Below are 19,911 nucleotides of genomic sequence, written 5' to 3' on the forward strand. Positions count from 1 at the left end.
CTCTAATCTTCAATAAAATCTCGAAGCGGTTTGCTGCGACTTGGTTGACGTAGTTTTCTCAAAGCCTTGGCCTCGATCTGACGGATACGTTCACGAGTTACGTTAAAGACTTTACCAACATCTTCAAGAGTACGCATTTTCCCATCGTCCAAACCGAAACGAAGGCGCAGAACGTTTTCTTCACGGTCTGTGAGAGTATCCAAGACTTCATCCAACTGCTCACGTAAAACGATACGCGTTGTGTAATCCACTGGATTTTCAATCACTTCGTCTTCGATAAAGTCCCCAAGATGACTATCGTCCTCTTCACCAATCGGTGTTTCAAGTGATACTGGTTCTTGGGCGATTTTCAAGATTTCACGCACCTTGTCAGGTGTCATATCCATACGCTCAGCGATTTGTTCAGGAGTTGGATCTTGGCCCAATTCTTGAAGGAGATTCCGCTGTTCACGGACAAGCTTGTTAATGGTTTCCACCATGTGAACAGGGATACGAATGGTACGCGCCTGATCAGCGATGGCACGAGTAATCGCCTGACGAATCCACCAAGTTGCATAAGTAGAAAACTTAAAGCCTTTTGAATAGTCAAATTTGTCAACAGCCTTCATCAAGCCCATGTTTCCTTCTTGAATCAAATCAAGAAACTGCATGCCACGACCTACGTAGCGCTTAGCGATCGAAACCACCAAACGAAGGTTGGCTTCCGCAAGACGTTGTTTGGCTTCGATATCACCAGCTTCAACTGCTAAAGCCAATTCTTTTTCTTCTTCGTTAGTCAAGAGAGGAACGACCCCGATTTCCTTCAAATACATACGGACTGGGTCATTAACCTTGGCAGAGGTTGAGCCAATCAAGTCCTCATCACTAAGTTCTGGTTCTTCTTCTGCACTAAGAACACGCGCACTTGGATTTCCTTCGTTATCTGTGATAGAAATTCCAGCATCCTGAATCCGTTGCAAAAGGTCTTCAATGCCGTCTGCATCTAAGGTAAAAGGAATAACCAGACTTGAATTGATTTCGTCATCTGTTGCTGTTCCTGTTTTTTTGTGGTTACGGATAAAGTCTGCTACTTGCACATCAAATGTGGTTACTTCTTTTTGTTTTGTTGCCATTATTACTCCATTCTTCTCTTTTGGGAAATCAATCGTTGCAATTCTTCCAAGGCTGTGTCTGTATCTCCTACATGACTAGCTTCCTGCACTTTCTTTTTAATTCTTAAGTTGTCCTTGCTGAGGAGGGCACGGTTACGAGTCGCTTCGACTTCAGAAAGTTCTTGAGGCGACATCTCTGCAGGCAAATCCAGACTAAGCACATGGTACCAAGCATTTTCAACCTCAGGCGTCTGATGAGACAGTTCCTCTGATCCAATTTCTCCCTGCTCACTTAATAATTCGTAAAGAATCTGAAATTCTGGGGTATCAAAGAAAAAACCTTCTCTTAATCGGTAGTCATTTAAAACAACTGGATTCTCAGCCATCCTATAGAGGAGATGAGCCTCTGCTCTCATAACAGCCGTCAGTTGCCGCGTTACAGATAAACTAATCGCTACGGGTGTAGGTTGCTCCTTTACCCTCTCCTGCCTTTGAACAATCCGACTTTCATTTACAATCTGTTCTACTTGCTGGTAATCAAAGGAAGGTAGATTATCCGCCAGAATGTGGATATAGGAATTCTGGGCGGTGATCGACTTTTCTTTGGCAATTAAGGGAGCAATCTTTTCAATGAACTCGATTTGCGCTTGCAAGTTGTCACTATTCTCAGGTTTGAGTTGGTGAATATAGAACTCTATGGGACTGATACGTGTCTTGGTTAAGAGGTAGGCCAAATCTTCAGGAGAATTCTTTTGTAAATACTCATCTGGGTCCATGGCATCAGGTACTCGGACAACTTCCACTGAGAAATCTTTTAATTCTTCCAGAGCTTTGGCTGTCGCTGCCTGTCCTGCCTTGTCACCATCATAGCTGAGAACAATCTTTTTGGTGAAGCGTTTGAGGTGGTCAACATGTTCCTTGCTCAGCGCTGTCCCCATAGAAGCCACAGCATTTTCTATACCAGCACGGTAGGCTGCGATCACATCCATGAAGCCTTCCATCAGGTAGAGTTCTGTATTTTTACCTGTTCCCTTTTTTGCCTTGTCCAAATGATACAATTCATAACTCTTGTTAAAAATTGCAGTCGAGCGACTATTTTTATATTTGGCAGTCTGACTATCCATTTCTTGCCAGATACGACCTGAAAAGGCAATAACCTGCCCCTTATCATTGGTCAAAGGAAAGATGATACGTCCAAAAAAAGTATCATAAAACTGATTGCCATCTGACAGATAAAACAAGCCCGAATCCAATAAATCCTTTTCCTCAAACTTGTCAGCCAAACGTTGATAGAGATAGGTTCTCTCTGCGGGAGCCAGTCCAATCTGGAAATGTTTCAGAACATCATCTGTCAATCCACGTTTGTAGAGATAATCCCTTGCTTCTTCTCCCATCTTGGTCGTCATGAGGATTGCATGGTAAAAACGAGCAGCTTCTTCATGCATATTATATAGAGCTTGATGAGGGGAAGCCTGATGAGGACGAGACTGTACGGGCATAGCCAGCTGAATACCGACACGCTCTCCCAAGAGCTGAACGGCTTCCATGAAGGACACGCCTTGGTATTCTTCAATGAACTTAAAGACATCTCCTGAACGACCACATCCAAAACAGTGATAAAACTGCTTGTCTTCCACAACGTTGAAAGAGGGGGTCTTTTCACCATGAAAAGGACAGAGCCCTAAATAGTTCCGTCCAGCCTTTTGTAAAGAAATCACGTCACCTATGACTTCCACAATGTTGGCATTGTTTTTGATTTCTTCAATGACTTGCTTGTCAACCATACACAATACCTCCATCTTATCATAGTTTCACGTAAACTAGTATAGCTTATTTCTGAAAAAAAGTAAACCATTTCATACGCTTTCCGTAATTCTCTTTGCCTTATTTTTCTAGATAGAAAGAGGAGATAAAAAACTCAGAAACACTTCCAGGCTTCTAAGTTTTTCTTCTCTATTTTTTATGAACAATTCTCTACTTTACTCAAATAATTGATAGTAGTCTGAGATTTTCATCTTAGCTTTCTCTTCTTTATTAAGGTCTTGAATGATACGTCCTTCCTTCATAACGATGAGACGGTTTCCATACTTGAGAGCATCTTCCATATGGTGGGTAATCATGAGGGCAGTCAGCTTATCTTTTGTGACAAATTCATCTGTTAACTCCATCAAGGCCACACTGGTCTTTGGATCTAAAGCTGCTGTGTGTTCATCCAACAAGAGCAACTCTGGTCGCTTTAAGGTTGCCATCAAGAGACTCAAGGCCTGACGTTGACCACCTGATAGAAATTCAATCGGAGTGTCCAGATGTTTTTCAAGACCATTTCCCACTTTTTCAATGGTTGTCTGAAACTCTTCCCGATGACTTGATAGCCTTCTGGGAAGGAGTCCTCTCTTCTCACCACGAAACTTGGCAATCAAGAGATTTTCCGCCACCGTCATACGAGGAGCCGTACCCATTTTAGGATCCTGAAAGACACGAGACAAGTACTTAGCCCGCTTCTCAGGTGAAAAATGCGTCACATCCTCCCCCATGATACGGATACTTCCACTTGTTAAAGGTAGGGTACCTGCAATCGTGTTAAAAAGCGTTGACTTCCCTGCTCCATTTCCACCTAGGATGGTAATGAAATCATGTTCAAAAATTTCAAGAGAAACATCATTCAGAATGATTTTTTCCTCGTCAAAGCCATTCGTAATGACTTTGGTAGCATTTTTTAATTCTACAATTGCTGTCATTTGCTAAACTTGACTCCTTTCAGGTATTTGCTTTTGAAGGTTGGAATCATAAGGCAAACTGCCAAAATCAAGGCGCTGTACAAACGAAGATAACTTGTATTAAACCCAAGAGCAATCACTCCCCAGACGAGGAACTGATAAGCAATAGACCCTACAACGATGGTCATGAGTCGCTCTGCCAAGGTCAAACTCTTGAACAAAACCTCACCAATAATCAAGCTAGCAAGCCCTACGACAATAACGCCGATTCCTCGAGAAACATCCGCGTATCCTTCTTGTTGAGCAATTAAGGCTCCTGCAAGCGCGATGATCCCATTTGAGAGAACCAATCCCATGAGTTCCATACGTCCCGTATTGATACCAAAGCTACGAGCCATATCAGGATTATCACCTGTAGCGATATAGGCTTGACCTAATTTAGTATCAAGGAAAAAGAGCATAAGGCCAATAACAAGAGCTACAAAGATTAATCCCGTCAGGAGTTGGTTAAGGTCTGAATCGAAAGGCAAGACATCCTGAATTTGCTTGGTTCCAAGAAGCCCCAGATTGGCACGTCCCATAATCATGAGCATGATGGAATGGCAGGAAGTCATGACCAGAATCCCTGATAAGAGGGTTGGAATGTTTCCTTTGGTGTACAAGAGTCCCGTCGCCATTCCAGCTAGACAGCCCGCACCTACTGCAGCTAGGGTAGCTAAAAATGGGTTGACTCCCTGTGTTATCAAGGTTACAGCTACTGCTCCCCCAAGAGGAAAAGAACCTTCAGTAGTCATATCTGGAAAATTCAAAATTCGAAAAGTCATAAAGATTCCCAAACCTAAAATCGCCCAGACCATCCCCTGAGAAATAATGGATACTATCATAATCTTTCACTCATTTCTTTCTTTAGTAAAAATGGGAGGAGATGTGTCCAGCTCCTCCTTTATCTTTATTCAATCACTTGTCCTGCTTCTTTTAGAACGGACTCAGGAATGGTGATACCAAGTTCCTGCGCTAGTTTTTTGTTAATCACTGACTTACCTGTTGAAAAGACATTAACTGGCGTATCAGCTGGTTTTTCACCCTTCAAAACTTTAGCAATCATCTTACCAGTAGCCACACCAAGATCGTGTTGGTCAACTACTACAGATGCTAATCCACCTGCTTCTACCATGGCAGTGGCACTTGGATAGATTGGCTTTTTAGCTGTTTGGTTGCTTGAAACAACTGTTGAGAATGCTGATGCGATGGTGTTGTCAATTGGAACCCAAATCGCATCGACCTTGCTTGTCATGACGTTAACTGTTGAAGCAATTTCATTTGTTGATGGAACAGCAAATGTTTCGACTGTCAAACCTGCTTTTTCAGCATAAGCCTTGAATTCTTCTACCTGTGTTTTTGAGTTATCTTCGCTACTTGAGTAGAGAGCGCCGATTGTTTTGACATTTGGTGTCAAAGTTTTAATCAATTCCACTTGCTGTTCAGCTGGGTTATGATCTGACACCCCTGTAATGTTGCCACCTGGTTTTTTCAAATCTTTGACCAAGTTAGCACCGATTGGGTCTGTAATAGCAGCCATGATAACAGGTAGGTCTTTTGTAGCACTAGCAAGTCCTTGAGCAGCTGGTGTTGCAATCCCAACAACTACATCGTTTCCATTTGCTACCAATTGTTTACTCATGGTTGCAACCTTGCTCTGATCACCTTCAGAGTTCATAAAGTCGATTTTTACTTGATCGTCCTTATAGCCTTCTTCAGCTAGTCCATCTTGAATCCCTTGGTAAATCAAGTCCAAGGATGGGTGACTAACAAATTGAAGGACACCAACCTTAGCGACCTTTTGCTCTTCCTTAGCTGATGGCTTGTTCATAGATGAATAAATCAAGCTAGCCACCACCAATACTGATAATCCAGCGACAATTCCAATCAAACGTTTATTTTTCATTTTTCTTTCTCCTTAATTCTTTTACCTTAACTTTTTAAATCACATCATCAAGCGATGCCATCGTTTAAATTCCAATATCTTTCCTCCCCATAGAAAAAGTCCTCACACAAAAAACTTGTGTGAGGACGTCGATGCGCGGTGCCACCTCAATTATAGGGAATATCCCTATCGCTCTTTCTCGCATTCACGAGTTGCACTGTAAGGTGTGCTCACCGAATTCTTATGATTTCAAATTCTTTATAACATTCAGCCCAATTTTCATCACTTTCATCTATCTGTTTCCACCAACCACAGACTCTCTAAAAAACTTCAATGATTACTTTCTGAATGTTTAAATTATATCATTTTTCAACTACTTGTCAAGCTTATTTTTAGAATTTTTTAAACAATTCAAAAACTTCCCCTTGAAAAAAGAGGAAGTTTGTAGAATATCAGCCTGAATTACGTAAACCAGTTGCAATTCCGTTGATAGTTGTATGGATTAGTTTTTCTTCGTCTGCCGACAATTCGCCGCGACGTTGACGTTTGATCAACTCCAACTGGATGTAGTTAAGGATATTAAAGTAAGGCATACGATAGTTTAGACTGTCTTTTAGATAAGAGTTTTCTGCCAAGAGTTCGTCATAACCTTCGATAGCTAAAATAACGTCCTTAGTCAACTGCCATTCATCTAAAATAGTGTAGTAGATAGCTTGTACTTCTTCGTCTTCACAGAGCTTGGCATATTCAAAAGCAATGTTCATATTAGACTTAGACAAGACCATGTCTACATTGGAAAGCAAAGATTGGAAGAAAGGCCAGTTTTGGTACATATCACGAAGGAACTCGATATTCTTTGGATCTTGATCTATAAACTCTTTAAAGCTTGATCCCACACCATACCATCCAGGAAACATGACACGACTTTGTGACCATGAGAAGACCCAAGGAATGGCACGCAAACCACCGATTTCAGTGATGGTCTTACGAGCTGCTGGACGCGAACCGATATTGAAGCTTGAAATAGCCTTGATTGGACTTGATTCAAAGAAATAGTCATAGAAATGTTCATTTCCAAAGACCAAATCACGGTAGATATCATAACTACGGTCTACTACTTGATCCATAATAGCTTCGTAACGGTTTGATGTATTGGTATCACTCTTCTTCTTGGTAATCATACGGTTAATGGCTGCAGAAACCAACATTTCAAGGTTGTAATAAGCAGCGTCTTTGTTACCGTATTTGTTTCCAATCACTTCTCCCTGCTCAGTCAGACGGATACGATCCTTGATAGACTTGAGTGGTTGAGACGTAATAGCTTCATAAGTTGGTCCACCACCACGACCCACAGTACCACCGCGACCGTGGAAGAAAGTGACCTTAACGCCAAATTCATCCCCAATAGCCGTCAGTTGTTGTTGCGCTTTATAGAGGGTCCAACACGATGACAGGTAACCACCATCTTTGTTACTATCAGAGTAGCCAAGCATGATTTCCTGATAGTTATCTTTTGAAGCAATCCATTTTTTAGCCAAAGGAAGAGAGAAATATCTTCTCATGGTTTCTTCCGAATGGTCTAAGTCCTCGATAGTTTCAAACAGGGGAACAATCTGAACGCGGGCTTTTTGGGCATCCACCAAGCCGACTTCCTTGAGCATAATGGCTAATTCGAGCATATCGGATACACTTGTTGCGTGAGAAATGATGGTTTGACGAATGACGTTTTCACCCAGTTTATCCTTCAACTTGCGGGCAGCTTTAAAGATAGACAGTTCCTTCTCAAGAAGTTCTGACTTTTCAGCATGAGTGGCTGAGAGGATACGAGGATCTTCTTCCAACTCTTTTAAGAGGAGGGTACATTTTTCGTCTTCAGAAAGGTCGCTATAGTGGTCGTTGATACCAGCTGATGCTAGCAATTCAGCCACACAGGCTTCGTGAACACTAGAATCCTGGCGCATGTCGATAGAGGCAAGGTAGAAGCCAAAGATTTCGACAGCTTGCATCAATTCGACAAATTCTCCTGAAATCAGGTATTCCCCTTTGTTTTCAAGGAGAGAATCGCGAATCGCCAACAAATCTTGATAGAATTCATCTGCAGTGGCATATCTAGGCTGAAGTTCCTTGTCTTCAATCAAATAAGCCTTGGTTGCCTGCATCTTAGCTTGGATGTCAAAGAGGGCACGGCGATAGAGTTCTTTTTCACGATAAATAGAGTTATCTTGTGACTTCAGCGCCATCTCACGGACCTTGTCGCTGACATTCACGATGCTGGTTGAAAGTGAAAATTCACGATAAAGATTATAAATCTTTTCATCGTAATAGTTCATGATGACTTCACACTGAGTCAAGGCTGATTTGTTGAGGGTTTCCGCTGTTACAAAAGGATTTCCATCACGGTCTCCTCCGATCCACATCCCCATGGTAATCGGTTTTGGATGTTGGAGATCGATACCTTGTTCTTTGGCCAATTTTTTATACTCAGCCGTCAAACGGGGAACAGCATTCAGGAATGAACTTTGGTAATACTCCATCACGTTGGTGATTTCGTTGGTTACTTTTAATTTCTTCTCACGAATCATGTCCGTTTGCATGATAATTTCAATGTAACGACGGAGATCCGTGTGCCATTTTTCTTTATTAATCAAGCCGAGTTTGACATCACGGTACTTGCGCAAAAGATTATGGATGTGATTGGTCAAATCCAACATACTCTTGCGTTGTACTTGCGTTGGATGGGCGGTCAAGACAGGAACGACATTTAAATTTTCTAAAATTTCGGCTGCATTTTCTTTTTCAGCTACCATCTTAATCGTTGTAGATAGTTTCCCTAGATAGTCTTGGTCCACATTGTTTTGGTGATTGATCTCATAAGCCAAATCCACATCCTCAGAGATATTAATCAAAAGTGGAAGGATAGAGAAATAGCGTGAAATGTAAATCATTTCTTCATTCGAAAGACTGGTCACTAGGTCATTGAGCCCTTGATAATTCTCGCTAGTTGATAATTCCTTCAACTGGATAATCTTTTCAAAGGTTTCTGGCGCCAGCATATTTTTTGTGATATCTTCTAATAGCTCAGTCAGAATCAAGACTTCTTCTTGGACGACTGCTTTATTACTATAGTTTTCTAATTTTTGAAGAGACATATACTTTCCTTTCCATACAATCCTTACAGACTTTCATCGGTTTGATTCTCGTATTCTCTGATAAGCTTGGCACGTTTTTCACTGGCATCAATGTTCAGTACAAGCGCGATTGCCACGGATAATACCAATAGACTGTTCCCACCTTGTGAAAGGAAGGGGAAGGTTACCCCTGTAGAAGGAATCAATCCTGAAATCCCACCGATATTGACAAAGACCTGAACCAGGATCATCCCTCCGACACCAATAGCAACCATGGAGTTAAAGGGATCCTTTGCTCGAATACCAACCAAGATGATTCGCAAAATCAAGAAGAAGAGTAGAGCCAAAATCATACTGGCTCCTACGAATCCAAACTCCTCGATGACAATCGAAAAGACAAAATCCGTATGGGCTTCTGGCAGATAACCACGCTTCTCGATAGAATTCCCCAGTCCCAGTCCGAACCAGCCACCATTTACCATTGCATAGTAGGAATTTGCGAGCTGGTGTCCTGCACCTGCCAAGTCATTAAAGGGATTAAAGAAGGCACTAAAACGTTTAGCAACGTAACCAAATACAGGAATTTGAGAGAACTTTTCAACCCCAACAAAGCGAATGACAGACAAGACTAACATTGAGCTCCCTGCCAAGAGAGCCAGAATGGTCGAGAACCAACGATAGGCGATCCCACTAACCGTATACATGATGAGCGCCACCAAGACCAAGATGGTCGCATTTCCCAAGTCTGGGAAAATTCCCAAACTACCAATCAGAACCAGCAGAACAAAACGCCAGTCGTTAAAAGCTCGAGGTAGCCACTGATTCTGTGTCAAAACCTGGAAGTCATAAACCGCAATCTCATCCTGTTGTTTTGAAAATCGATGTGCCAGGTACCAGATGATGATAATCTTAAGGTACTCTGCAGGCTGAATCGTTACAGGTCCTACAGAAATCCATCCGTATGCTCCATTGACAGGTGTTCCGACCAGTCGCGCCAGAGCTAAAAGAACCATCTCCACAATCATTACGATAAAAATAAGACGTCCGTTTCTTAGGAAACCTAATTTTAATTTATAGATTAAGGCAATCAGAATCAAACTAGCTATCCAGAAGATCCCCTGGTTACGCACCAATTGAAAGGCACTTTTTCCTTCTTCGATCAAGGTTGCACTCGTTGTCGAGTACACCACAATCAGTCCCAAAATCGATAAAAGGAAATAAGGAATCAAAATGGAATAGTTTAGTAGGTGCCTTTTACTAATTTTCATATTTCACCACTCTAATAGGAACAGAAGCTTCTGTTCCCAATTCCGTTTTATTTTCTAGTTTTGATTGCTATTATACCACTTTTTCAGAAAGAAAAAAACTCTTATCCTTTAATCCTTCGAATTTTACTCATTTTCCAGTATCAGGTATAAAAAAACAAATCTCTTTTGAGATTTGTTTTTTGCTTTCTTAGTTAGATGAAGAGCTGCTACTTGAGCTTGAGTCACCACCACCGATGTATTGGGTGAAGATGTTTTGGAATGATTGGTCTTTAACCTTGATGTTTGCTGCTTGCAATTCTTTACCAATTACTCCTTGAACAAAGGCTGAATCATTTTGTTTTTGAGTCAAGATGATGGTCTTCAATTTTTCTTTGTAATCCTCGATATTAGAAGATTTTTCTGTTTTCTTCGTTACTTTGATGATGTAGAACTGACTGCTGTAGGCTTGTGTTCCAGTAGCTGTAATCACATCAGAAACCCCGTTCACATCCAAGGCAAAGGCTGCTTTCTTGACTTGTTCTGGAAGTTCTGTTGAAGCAGAGTCAAAAGTGATTTCTCCACCATTTTCTTTTGTTTTGTCGTCGTTAGAGTTGTCTTTTGCCAACTGAGCAAAATCTGCACCTTCTGCTTTAGCTTTCTCAAGTACTTCTTTTGCCTTGTCTTCATTATCCAAACGGATGATTTGAGCTGTCACATCTGGTGTATAAGACTCAAAAGCTTTTTGGTAGGCTTCGTCTGTCAACTCACTCTCAGCAGCCTTCTTAACCGCCAATTCAACCAATTTGCTAGTGCGGATTTGAGCTTTACGAGTCTCAGGTGTCATACCTGCACGTTGAAGCACGCTGTTGTAGCTATCGCCGTATTTCTTTTGTTCTTCAGCAACGGCGTCATCTACATCTTTATCCGTTACCTCTGATCCATATTGTTGTTCGAATACTTTTTGGATGGTCATATTGAGCAAGACTTGTTGTGCGGTTGGATTGTTCTTTACTTCTTCAAAGAATTGATGTTCTGTAATCACATCGCCCTTCATGCTGATCAAATCTTTTCCTTCAGAACTGTTTGAACAAGCTGCAAGTGTTGCTACTGATAAAAGTGTGATGGCTCCTGCCATAAGTTTTTTCTTCATTTTTACTCCTTTTACGGTAAGTGTTACCTTATCTATTTTACTATAATTTCTTAAATTTTTCTGAAAATCATTCGCTCTCAGGAAGCTCTACTTCTGCTACATTCTTTCGTAGCATGAGAATCCCGTCTCCAAGTGGAACTAGAGTCGCTGTTAAATCTGGATTATCCAAAGTTGCGTCGAAAAGTCTTTGAAGTCCTCGATAAATGGTTCGTTGACCACGACGGACTTCCATGATATCCTTGGCAACATCTCCTCCTTGGAAAATATCATCCAAGACCACCACTCCACCGACTTCCAAATGTTTAAGTATTTCAGGTAGAAAGACGATATACTTGGACTTGGCCGAATCCATAAAGACAAAATCATAAGTTTCTGTCAGACTAGATAAAACATCGACTGCATCTCCCTCTAGGAGGGTGATTTGCTTGCGGCTGTCAAACTGGGCAAAATTTTCCTTGGCAAAGCCAATCATCTCAGGATTACGGTCAATCGTTGTAATTTTAGCATCTGGCGCATGTTCCGCCATCAGGAGGGCAGAAAAGCCAATTGCCGTTCCAATCTCCAAAATATTCTTAGGTTGCAGACTTTCCATAAGAAATCGAAAGTAAGCAACCGTTTCATGAGGAATGATGGGAATATTTTCCTTGCGAGCGAAGGTCTCCAATTCTTTCAAGGAACCTGTCACCTGCTTTTGACGCTGGCGCATGAGTTCTACGATTTCTTCTTTGACGACGGGACGACGCATATTGTGATTGGCATTTTTACTATAAGACTCTACCATCTTAAGCTAGTCCCAATTTTTCAACAAGGGCTTCAAACTCGTTCAAGCGACGTTCAAAGACTGCAAAGGCGTCGTTGAGATAGTCTTCTTTTTCCATATCAACACCCGCTTTTCTCATGACATTGAGTGGATAGTCTGACTTACCTGCCTTAAGGTAGTCGATATAGCGGTCACGATCTTCTTGACTACCATGGACAATCTTCTCAGCCAAGGCTGAAGCGGCTGCAAAACCTGTTGAATACTGATAAACATAGTAGTTATAGTAGAAATGTGGAATGCGCGCCCACTCGTATTGGATCTGAGGGTTGTCTTCCTTGCTGAGTCCGTAGTACTCTTGGTTCAAGTCCGCGTAGAGCTTATTGAGGAAATCACTGGTCAAGACTTCTCCATTTTGGTCTGCTTGGTGGATGGCATGTTCAAACTCAGCGAATTGAGTTTGACGGAAGACTGTTCCACGGAAACCGTCTAGGAAGTTATTGAGAATAGCAAAGCGTGTCGCATCGTCTTCTACTTCTTCCAATAATTTCTCTGTCAAGATATTTTCGTTTGTGGTTGAGGCAATCTCCGCCAAGAAGATAGAGTAATCCCCGTAAACATAAGGCTGGGTTTCACGAGTATAGCTTGAGTGCATACTGTGACCTGTTTCATGGACAAGGGTAAAGAGATTATCTAGATTGTCCTGCCAGTTGAGAAGCATAAAGGCATTGGTATCGTAAGAACCACCAGAGTAGGCACCAGAACGCTTGCCTTGGTTTTCATAGACATCAATCCAACGCTCACTGAAGGCACGTTTAACACGGCTCAAGTAGTCGTCACCTAAAACTGCCAAAGCTTCTTCTGCCTTTTTCAAGGCTTCTTCGTAGGTAAAGCTATAATCTACTGAAGATAGTGGAGTGTAGACATCGTACATCTTGAGGTCGGAAATACCCAAGATTTTAGAACGAAGTTCTAGGTAACGATGCAAGAGTGGCAAATGCTTGCGAACTGCTGCTACTAAATTGTCATAGACACTTTCTGGAACAAAGTTTGCCGCGAGGGCTGCATGGCGAGCACTCTTATAGTTGCGAACTTTTGCTCGGTAGTTTTGCACCTTGACATTTGTTTGCAATGTCTTCGCATAAGTATGTTGGAATTGCTCGTAAGTCGCATAGAGGGCTTCATAGGCACCACGGCGCACTTCACGGTTTTTAGACTCCATCAAACGGATATAAGTACCGTGTGAGAGTTGCACTTCCTTGCCTTCGTCATCAAGCACGTATGGAAAGCTAATATCTGCATTGTCCAAAATAGCAAAGGTTTCACTAGCTGAGCCAAAGATTTCTCCTGCTCCAGCGAGTAATTCTTCCTCACGTTGCGAAAGAACATGGTCTTTCTTTTGCAAGAGCTTGTCAAAAAAGTGTTTGTATACTTGGAGTTTAGGTTGAGCTTCTAGGAAGGCCGCATACTGCTCCTCACTAATCTCCATAAACTCAGGTTCATAGAATGAAAAGGCTTGTTCTAACTGACTGTATAGGGTCATTGCCTTAGCATAGTACTCTTGATACTTGGCTTCACGCGTGTCCTGATCATTTTTCATATGCGCATAGACATAAAGCTTTTCAACTTGGCGTTCCAAGTCAAGTGAGAATTCTGTAATCTCAAGCAAACTGTCTGCACTATCCAAGAGATGCCCCTCATACTGAGCTGCTGTTTGTACTTTTTCAGTTAAATCTTTCAAGGCTTCTTCCCAAGCCTGGTCTGTTGGGTAGATTGTTGAAAGATCCCATGTATCTTTTTCATTTATTTCATGTCGTTGTAATACCATAAGATTCCTCCATCCTTTCTATTTTACCACATTTTTTGAGAAATATAAGTGATAAAAGGCTGGTGGATAGAGCTTTTGGCAATTATTTTTCGGTTTTTTTTGATAGTAAGCCTGAAAATTTCTATAATAGCTAGTCAAATCCGTTTCAATCTGCAAAAAATCACCTGATTCTATCGGTCTGACCTGAGGATACCAGTCGTCCAGTTGACGGTTTAATAGATTATCTCCTCGTTGATAAGCCTCCTCCTGCTTCTTCATCCAGTAAAGCGTTTGGTAGTACAACTGCTGGCGGATGTAGTGACAGATAGTTGAATCTTGAAAAACTGAAAAACTAGCTAGCTTTTGTTTTTGATAAGGAAATCGTAAAATTTTCAAGAGATTCCCTTGACCATAGGGAAATTCCTTTACTCGAAAATGAAGCTTGCCTCGTAGGTCCTGATGTAAAAGATATTTGAGTCTCAGAACTTGTTTTTTGAGATCCAGTTCCCAAACATAGAATCCCATATTTTGACTAAAATAGAGGAAGCCCCTTTGCAGTTGTGTAAGTCTCTCTTTTAACCAGAGTTTTTCTCCCAGTAGCCAGATAACTTGGTATCCCTGACTACGGTAGCCTTGACTTCTATCGCCTAAAAGTTTTTGGGACAAGGGGCTGCACTGAACCTCCAGAGCTAGTTTCCCATTGACGAGAACATCTGCTATCTGCTGAATCTCGGGCAGACTATATTCTAAGGCGACCTGATTGTTCTTCTTGGCCCAGTGATAAAGGGCCTCTTTGTTGCCCAAGTGTTCTGGACTTTCATTCTCAAAAATAGCCATACAATCTCTTAAAGATTCATGGGCAAAATGCGTTCGAATACTCTGTCCCTGACGTAATCGTAGTCCACCCCCACAGGCTGGGCAAGTGTAGGGCTGCTTTGTTAAGTATTTTTCGAGGGCATTCACCAAAATCCCCTTGGCATCTCTGGCTACAAACATGGTCTACCTCCTTTTCTCATTTATTCGAAAAAGAACTAAAAAAGACTGGAATTCCAGCCTTTCATGATATTATTTCTTATCTTTTTTGTCTCTTAGAATATTTTTTCAGCATGGGAATGAGATTGGAAATCTGCTCACTTCTAATGACCAGTACACCATATTCCTGGCAACGATTGGCATAAGCTGGATTGATTTTTCCAGTACAAACAATCAATTTGAGGCAACTCTCCCCAGCAAAATGATTGGCGTAGACTTCTAGCTCATTGATGGCTTCGACTGATAAATCTGTCATTTTGCAAGAGATAAAGGTAATCGAGCGTCCCTTTCTCAGAATGACATCAATCTCATTTTGAACATTGTCCGCCTCTGGAAAGATGCCATTCCAATCAATCTCACCGCCTATCATGCACTCATCAAACAGCTGAGATTCAAGCGCTAAGAGATAGAGATACACCTCTAAAATATGTCCCTTATTGCGGCAAAAGACTTGAGCTTCTTGACTTGGAAAGCTGTAGGCTACTCGTTTCTTGTCTTCGCATTCAATACAAAGCATCCCCGCTTCCACAAGTAGAGGAATAAGGGATTCTGGATAGTAATAATACTTGCCGTTGTTTTCCAGTATCTTTTTGGTCTCAGCATGAAGGTCATTGGTCTTGGCTAGAGAGAAAAATTGGGTCACTTGATACCAGTGGGCAGGATTGGAAATGGCAGAGCTGGCTAGTTTTTTGATGGCTGCAATTTGCTGAACTGAGTGGATAGGGCGTTTGGATTTGAGCATTTTTCCACCACGCAAGGCTATCAACTGTTGGATGCTTAGAGTAGGAATGTCCAAATCTTCTTTTTCTAACTGGCCGGCTACCCACTTGTATTGTTTTCCTCGCTCGACATCCATGGCAACGATGGGAAGATAGCGATCCAAGCCGTATTGATAGAGAGATAAGGCTAGTAGCGAATCCCCACCAAAAACATCGAGAAGAACCTGGTCGTAACCTGCTAGGCAATAATCTAACTGGTCCGCTAGTTGTTCTAAGGAGAGCTGACGAAAGGTCACTCGTTGGATATGAGGCACCTCTTCCATGATAAACTGACGGAGAGAAACTTTCTCTTCATTGCTTATTTTCGTCAAAGAAAGGAAGAGAATCTCGTCACAATCACTGACAAAGGCTTGGTAGACATTCTTTTCCAACACATGCCGATCATACAATTCCACCAAAAGACTCGTCATTCGACCACCTCCATCATAAAGACTTTCTTGCGCTGAGAGTATCAGCAACACAGTTCTACTGCTCTGATTTCCTACTTCTAGTATAGCATAAATTCCTGCTGGTCCCAATAAACCAACGCAAACAAAAACGAATAGAAACCTTGCAAAGTGGTTTCTATTCGCTGGGTTAAGTTTGATTTACTTGACTTTTTTGGCTAGCATGGTTGCAAAGCGTAGTTGAATGCGATTGCCATTTTCATCACGACGGTGCAGATGTCCTGGATTTTCATTGTACTTGACCAACTCCCAATCCTTGTAGTAGTCTGCCAACTCCCCTTCTTTAAAGGTGAATGGGAAATTAACTGAGCAAGGATAATCCTCCGTGTCCATGGCACAGACGATGAGGTTATAGCCACCAACCGTGGTGTGCTCCTGCATATTTTGGATGATAGCTGGAATGCGGTCTGCTTGTAGGAACATGAGAACAACTGTTGATACGATGAAATCATAGTCTTGGCTAACACTGGCTGAATTGATATCGTATAGTCCTACAGGCATGTCTAAATCCTCTTGCTCTACGATGCTTTGCAAGATTTCAAGGGACAATTCATTTTGATCCACAGCTGTCACATCAAAACCATTCTGTGCAAGAAAGAGAGAGTTACGGCCTTGACCACAACCCAAATCCAAGGCTCTTCCAGGTTTCACCGTTTGCATAGCCTCTAGGACCTCTGAATGGACTGGATTGGTATGGTATTTCTTAGGGAAATAATCCTCAGGTTTACAATAAAATTCCAAGTACCATTCTACATCGTCTGTTGCGGCCTCTACTCGATGCCAGGCTTGCGGTTGTGCCATAGGGTTGTCTGCTCCTGCTTCAAAGAGGTGCTCAGCTAGAACCTCACCATCTTCAGTCAACTCAATAAACTTGAGTGCCCCCTTCAAGACAGTAATTTTTCCCCAAGTGCCGACTTTAGTATTGTGCTTTTGCTGGACAGCTTCTGGCATGGTCTGTTTATTCCACAGGGGCATCCGTTTATAGGCAATTAATTTTTCCATTTTACTTCCTCTTCTTAACGCTGGTTGACAGCTTTCATCACACGCGCGATGTCGCGGTTTTGTTCACGTCGCTTGATCGACTCCCGTTTGTCATAGTCATGTTTCCCTTTTGCTAAACCTAAAAGGAGCTTGGCGTAGCCATCTTTGATGTAGACTTTAAGGGGTACAAGGGTCATTCCTGTCCCTTTGGTCTCTTGTTCCAGTTTTTGAATTTGCTTCTTATGGAGTAGAAGTTTGCGACGGCGTTCAGGTTCCTGGTTCCAGATATTGCCCTCTTCGTAAGGGGCGATATGAACATTGCTCAGCCAGACTTCCCCATTTTTTACTTGGGCAAAGCCGTCCTTGAGATTGATTCGAGCCGCTCGAACACTCTTGATTTCGGTTCCAGTCAGGACCATCCCTGCCTCTAGCGTATCTACGATTGTATAGTCGTGGTGCGCTTTTTTATTTTGTGCGACGACCTTTCCCTCGCCCTTTGCCATGCTTGGCTCCTTTCTTAGCTACTTCCTTATAAAAAGGTTTCTTGCCTTTTTTCTTTTTATCTTTTTGTGAATGCTTGTGCTTATCATTTGAGCGCCCTGATTTTCTCTTGTCTTCCTTCTTATCCGAACGACGACTTGAACCTCGACTTCTGTCCTTGCGCCCAGCTTGTTTCAAGCCTTTTTCGATGACATCAAACTCACTAGGTACGAAAGAGAAATCAATCTCTCCTGTCATCTTATCGGCTCTTTCAACTCGAATGCGAATCTGCTGTCCCACACGGAAAGTTGTACCCGATTTCTCTCCACGGAGTGTCAAATCACGCTCATTGAAATGATAAAATTCAGGTAGGTTAGTGATGTGAATCAAACCTTCGACTGTATTTGGCAATTCAACAAAGAGACCGAATTTGACGATGCTGGATACGACTGCATCATACTCTTCTCCCACGTATTCTTCCATGTACTCAGCTTTTTTCATGGCTTCGACTTCACGCTCAGCCTCGATGGCACGACGCTCACGGTTGGAAGACTGGGTCGCAATCTCTGGAATCACTTGTTCAAAATGCTCGGCTATTTCCTTAGAAAGGCCGTAATCCCGAATCATTCGATGGACAAGGAGGTCTGGATAACGGCGAATAGGGCTGGTAAAGTGAGTGTAATAGTCTGCAGCTAATCCATAATGACCGTGATTATGCTCAGAATAACGAGCCTGTTGCATAGAACGGAGAAGCATCATGGATAATACATCCGCATAGGGCTCTCCCTCAACAGCACGCATGATGTCTTGAAGCGCCTCCTGGCTAATCTCACTGGCAGTTCCATAAATCCGCAAGCCAAAGCTCGAAGCGTAATCAATAAACTTCTGAACTTTTTCAGCCTTAGGCTCCTCGTGAATCCGATAGATAAAAGGTAGGTCCAGCTTGCTGAAGTGCTCGGCAACCGTTTCATTAGCAATCAACATGAAGGACTCAATCATCCGCTCGGCAACACCGCGCTGACGAAGAACGATATCAACAGGCTTACCTTTTTTATCCACTAGAATCTTAGCTTCACTGGTATCAAAATTCAAGGCACCACGTTTCTCACGCATGCTTTCTAGCCTTTCATGAAGCTTGGCCATGAGCTCGATACTAGGAACAATTTTCTTAAACTCTTGTCTCTTTTCCTCATCGCCAGCTAGGATGTCATTGACAGCGCTATAGGTCATACGAAAACTAGTTTTGATAACTGTTTGTGTAATGGTGTAATGAACCACACGACCATGTTTATCAATTTCCATAATAGCAGACTGGGTCAAGCGATCTACTTGGGGATTGAGAGAGCAGATGCCATTTGACAGTCGTTCTGGAAGCATTGGAACTACACGGTCTGTCACATAAACAGAAGTCGCGCGGTTAAGGGCTTCCTTGTCAAGGGCAGAACCCTCAGTCACATAGTAGGAAACATCCGCGATGTGAACTCCGAGTTCCATATTGCCATTCTTTAAAGGCTTGATGTGTACTGCGTCGTCCAAGTCCTTGGCATCCGCACCGTCAATGGTAAAAGTAAGCTCATCTCTTAAATCAAGACGCCCTTCCATATCCTTTTGAGACGGAGCTTCTGGTACACTTTCTGCTTCCTTGAGAACAGCTTCTGGAAATTCTGAAACAATATCCATGGACTCTAAGACTTCAAGGACATCAATCCCAGCATCAGTCGAGTGTCCCACCACGTCCAACACACTAGCGACAAAGAAATCGTGTTTCTTACTTGGGTATTTGTCGATAAAGACCTTGAGAACTTCCGTTCCCTCTAGTTTAAGAGCTGGTTTCTTCACATAAATCGGTTGGCTGATTTTCTGATTCTTTGAACGAATGTAGCCAGCATACTTAGGTTTTTCCTGATCCAGAACGATTTGCCCGACAACTGTCGTCAGGCTATGCTCTAGAATATCGATAATTTTGGCTTCTGCAGCAGTTCCCTTGTTACGGTCAGCGACTTTCTTAATCACGACCTCTACGGTATCACCATCAATGGCATAGTTGACATCGTTTTTTCCTACAAAAAGGTCGTCCTCTTCCCCTTCTAGACTAACAAAGCCAAAGCCGTTTTTATGGGCATGAAAAATCCCTTTAAGGGTAATTTCTTGTTTCTTCTTTTGGTCCAGACATAAACTACCATCATCTTCAAAACGAATCTGGTGCTTTCTTTCCATCAGAGACAGGGTTTTAATCAACTCACGGAAATCCTTGGACCCATCCTTTCCGAGAGCCTGAGCTAGGTCATTCACCGTCACTCGCCCCTTCTCTTGCAAATATTCTTTAATTTTATCTTTCATGTTTTCTTTCTAGATTTTTTAATTTTCTGTTA

Annotated in this window: 15 protein-coding genes and 1 other annotated feature; all 15 genes read right to left on the reverse strand. The window is 42.2% G+C overall.

The window, feature by feature from the left end; genetic code table 11:
- Window positions 1-2: 2 nt before the first annotated feature.
- Window positions 3-1,112, reverse strand: a complete 1,110-nt coding sequence (gene rpoD, locus B7714_RS06640; RefSeq protein WP_000201892.1) for an RNA polymerase sigma factor RpoD — start codon at window positions 1,110-1,112, stop codon at window positions 3-5.
- Between the two features lie 2 nt (window positions 1,113-1,114).
- Complete coding sequence (gene dnaG, locus B7714_RS06645; protein WP_084860025.1) at window positions 1,115-2,875, reverse strand: DNA primase; 1,761 nt, start codon at window positions 2,873-2,875, stop codon at window positions 1,115-1,117.
- Between the two features lie 195 nt (window positions 2,876-3,070).
- Window positions 3,071-3,829: an ABC transporter ATP-binding protein gene (locus tag B7714_RS06650; RefSeq protein WP_084860026.1), complete on the reverse strand. Its 759-nt coding sequence runs from the start codon at window positions 3,827-3,829 to the stop codon at window positions 3,071-3,073.
- Window positions 3,826-4,692: an ABC transporter permease gene (locus tag B7714_RS06655; protein ID WP_084860027.1), complete on the reverse strand. Its 867-nt coding sequence runs from the start codon at window positions 4,690-4,692 to the stop codon at window positions 3,826-3,828. The genes B7714_RS06650 and B7714_RS06655 overlap by 4 nt, the downstream gene beginning before the upstream one ends.
- Window positions 4,693-4,757: 65 nt before the next feature.
- Complete coding sequence (gene trpX, locus B7714_RS06660) at window positions 4,758-5,753, reverse strand: tryptophan ABC transporter substrate-binding protein (RefSeq protein ID WP_084860028.1); 996 nt, start codon at window positions 5,751-5,753, stop codon at window positions 4,758-4,760.
- Window positions 5,754-5,871: 118 nt separating this feature from the next.
- Window positions 5,872-6,088: a binding site (T-box leader), on the reverse strand.
- 96 nt (window positions 6,089-6,184) lie between these two features.
- A complete protein-coding gene (gene ppc / locus B7714_RS06665) occupies window positions 6,185-8,881 on the reverse strand; it encodes a phosphoenolpyruvate carboxylase (RefSeq protein ID WP_084860029.1) in 2,697 nt (898 codons plus the stop codon).
- A gap of 23 nt (window positions 8,882-8,904) precedes the next feature.
- Entirely contained in the window at window positions 8,905-10,128 is a 1,224-nt protein-coding gene (gene ftsW, locus B7714_RS06670) for a cell division peptidoglycan polymerase FtsW (protein ID WP_000703343.1), read from the reverse strand.
- 187 nt (window positions 10,129-10,315) lie between these two features.
- A complete protein-coding gene (prsA, locus tag B7714_RS06675) occupies window positions 10,316-11,257 on the reverse strand; it encodes a peptidylprolyl isomerase PrsA (protein WP_000728082.1) in 942 nt (313 codons plus the stop codon).
- 67 nt (window positions 11,258-11,324) lie between these two features.
- Entirely contained in the window at window positions 11,325-12,038 is a 714-nt protein-coding gene (locus B7714_RS06680) for an O-methyltransferase (RefSeq protein ID WP_084860030.1), read from the reverse strand.
- A gap of 1 nt (window position 12,039) precedes the next feature.
- On the reverse strand, window positions 12,040-13,842 hold the full coding sequence (pepF, locus tag B7714_RS06685) for an oligoendopeptidase F (RefSeq protein WP_084860031.1): 1,803 nt from the start codon (window positions 13,840-13,842) through the stop codon (window positions 12,040-12,042).
- An 18-nt stretch (window positions 13,843-13,860) separates the two neighbouring features.
- Window positions 13,861-14,817: a competence protein CoiA gene (locus B7714_RS06690; protein ID WP_084860032.1), complete on the reverse strand. Its 957-nt coding sequence runs from the start codon at window positions 14,815-14,817 to the stop codon at window positions 13,861-13,863.
- A 76-nt stretch (window positions 14,818-14,893) separates the two neighbouring features.
- The gene (locus B7714_RS06695; protein ID WP_084860033.1) at window positions 14,894-16,042 is read right to left on the reverse strand and encodes a PDDEXK family nuclease; all 1,149 of its coding nucleotides are present in this window, start codon (window positions 16,040-16,042) and stop codon (window positions 14,894-14,896) included.
- A 177-nt stretch (window positions 16,043-16,219) separates the two neighbouring features.
- Window positions 16,220-17,080 carry an SAM-dependent methyltransferase TehB gene (gene tehB / locus B7714_RS06700; RefSeq protein WP_084860034.1) on the reverse strand — a complete coding sequence of 287 codons (861 nt, stop codon included), beginning with the start codon at window positions 17,078-17,080 and terminating at the stop codon, window positions 16,220-16,222.
- Between the two features lie 14 nt (window positions 17,081-17,094).
- Window positions 17,095-17,562, reverse strand: a complete 468-nt coding sequence (gene smpB / locus B7714_RS06705; RefSeq protein ID WP_001051742.1) for an SsrA-binding protein SmpB — start codon at window positions 17,560-17,562, stop codon at window positions 17,095-17,097.
- A complete protein-coding gene (gene rnr / locus B7714_RS06710; protein WP_084860035.1) occupies window positions 17,525-19,879 on the reverse strand; it encodes a ribonuclease R in 2,355 nt (784 codons plus the stop codon). Before rnr ends, smpB begins: the two co-directional genes overlap by 38 nt.
- Window positions 19,880-19,911 lie beyond the last annotated feature (32 nt).

Source organism: Streptococcus oralis subsp. oralis, from assembly GCF_002096595.1.
In the GTDB taxonomy this organism is placed as follows: domain Bacteria; phylum Bacillota; class Bacilli; order Lactobacillales; family Streptococcaceae; genus Streptococcus; species Streptococcus oralis_D.

Bases quoted from the DNA above. Each gene is read 5' to 3' on its own strand.
- B7714_RS06650 (WP_084860026.1), bottom strand. From the start codon at position 3,829: ATGACAGCAATTGTAGAATTAAAAAATGCTACCAAAGTCATTACGAAT.
- B7714_RS06680 (WP_084860030.1), bottom strand. From the start codon at position 12,038: ATGGTAGAGTCTTATAGTAAAAATGCCAATCACAATATGCGTCGTCCC.
- dnaG (WP_084860025.1), bottom strand. From the start codon at position 2,875: ATGGTTGACAAGCAAGTCATTGAAGAAATCAAAAACAATGCCAACATT.
- rpoD (WP_000201892.1), bottom strand. From the start codon at position 1,112: ATGGCAACAAAACAAAAAGAAGTAACCACATTTGATGTGCAAGTAGCA.
- prsA (WP_000728082.1), bottom strand. From the start codon at position 11,257: ATGAAGAAAAAACTTATGGCAGGAGCCATCACACTTTTATCAGTAGCA.
- ftsW (WP_000703343.1), bottom strand. From the start codon at position 10,128: ATGAAAATTAGTAAAAGGCACCTACTAAACTATTCCATTTTGATTCCT.
- rnr (WP_084860035.1), bottom strand. From the start codon at position 19,879: ATGAAAGATAAAATTAAAGAATATTTGCAAGAGAAGGGGCGAGTGACG.
- trpX (WP_084860028.1), bottom strand. From the start codon at position 5,753: ATGAAAAATAAACGTTTGATTGGAATTGTCGCTGGATTATCAGTATTG.
- B7714_RS06690 (WP_084860032.1), bottom strand. From the start codon at position 14,817: ATGTTTGTAGCCAGAGATGCCAAGGGGATTTTGGTGAATGCCCTCGAA.
- pepF (WP_084860031.1), bottom strand. From the start codon at position 13,842: ATGGTATTACAACGACATGAAATAAATGAAAAAGATACATGGGATCTT.
- smpB (WP_001051742.1), bottom strand. From the start codon at position 17,562: ATGGCAAAGGGCGAGGGAAAGGTCGTCGCACAAAATAAAAAAGCGCAC.
- ppc (WP_084860029.1), bottom strand. From the start codon at position 8,881: ATGTCTCTTCAAAAATTAGAAAACTATAGTAATAAAGCAGTCGTCCAA.
- B7714_RS06695 (WP_084860033.1), bottom strand. From the start codon at position 16,042: ATGACGAGTCTTTTGGTGGAATTGTATGATCGGCATGTGTTGGAAAAG.
- B7714_RS06655 (WP_084860027.1), bottom strand. From the start codon at position 4,692: ATGATAGTATCCATTATTTCTCAGGGGATGGTCTGGGCGATTTTAGGT.
- tehB (WP_084860034.1), bottom strand. From the start codon at position 17,080: ATGGAAAAATTAATTGCCTATAAACGGATGCCCCTGTGGAATAAACAG.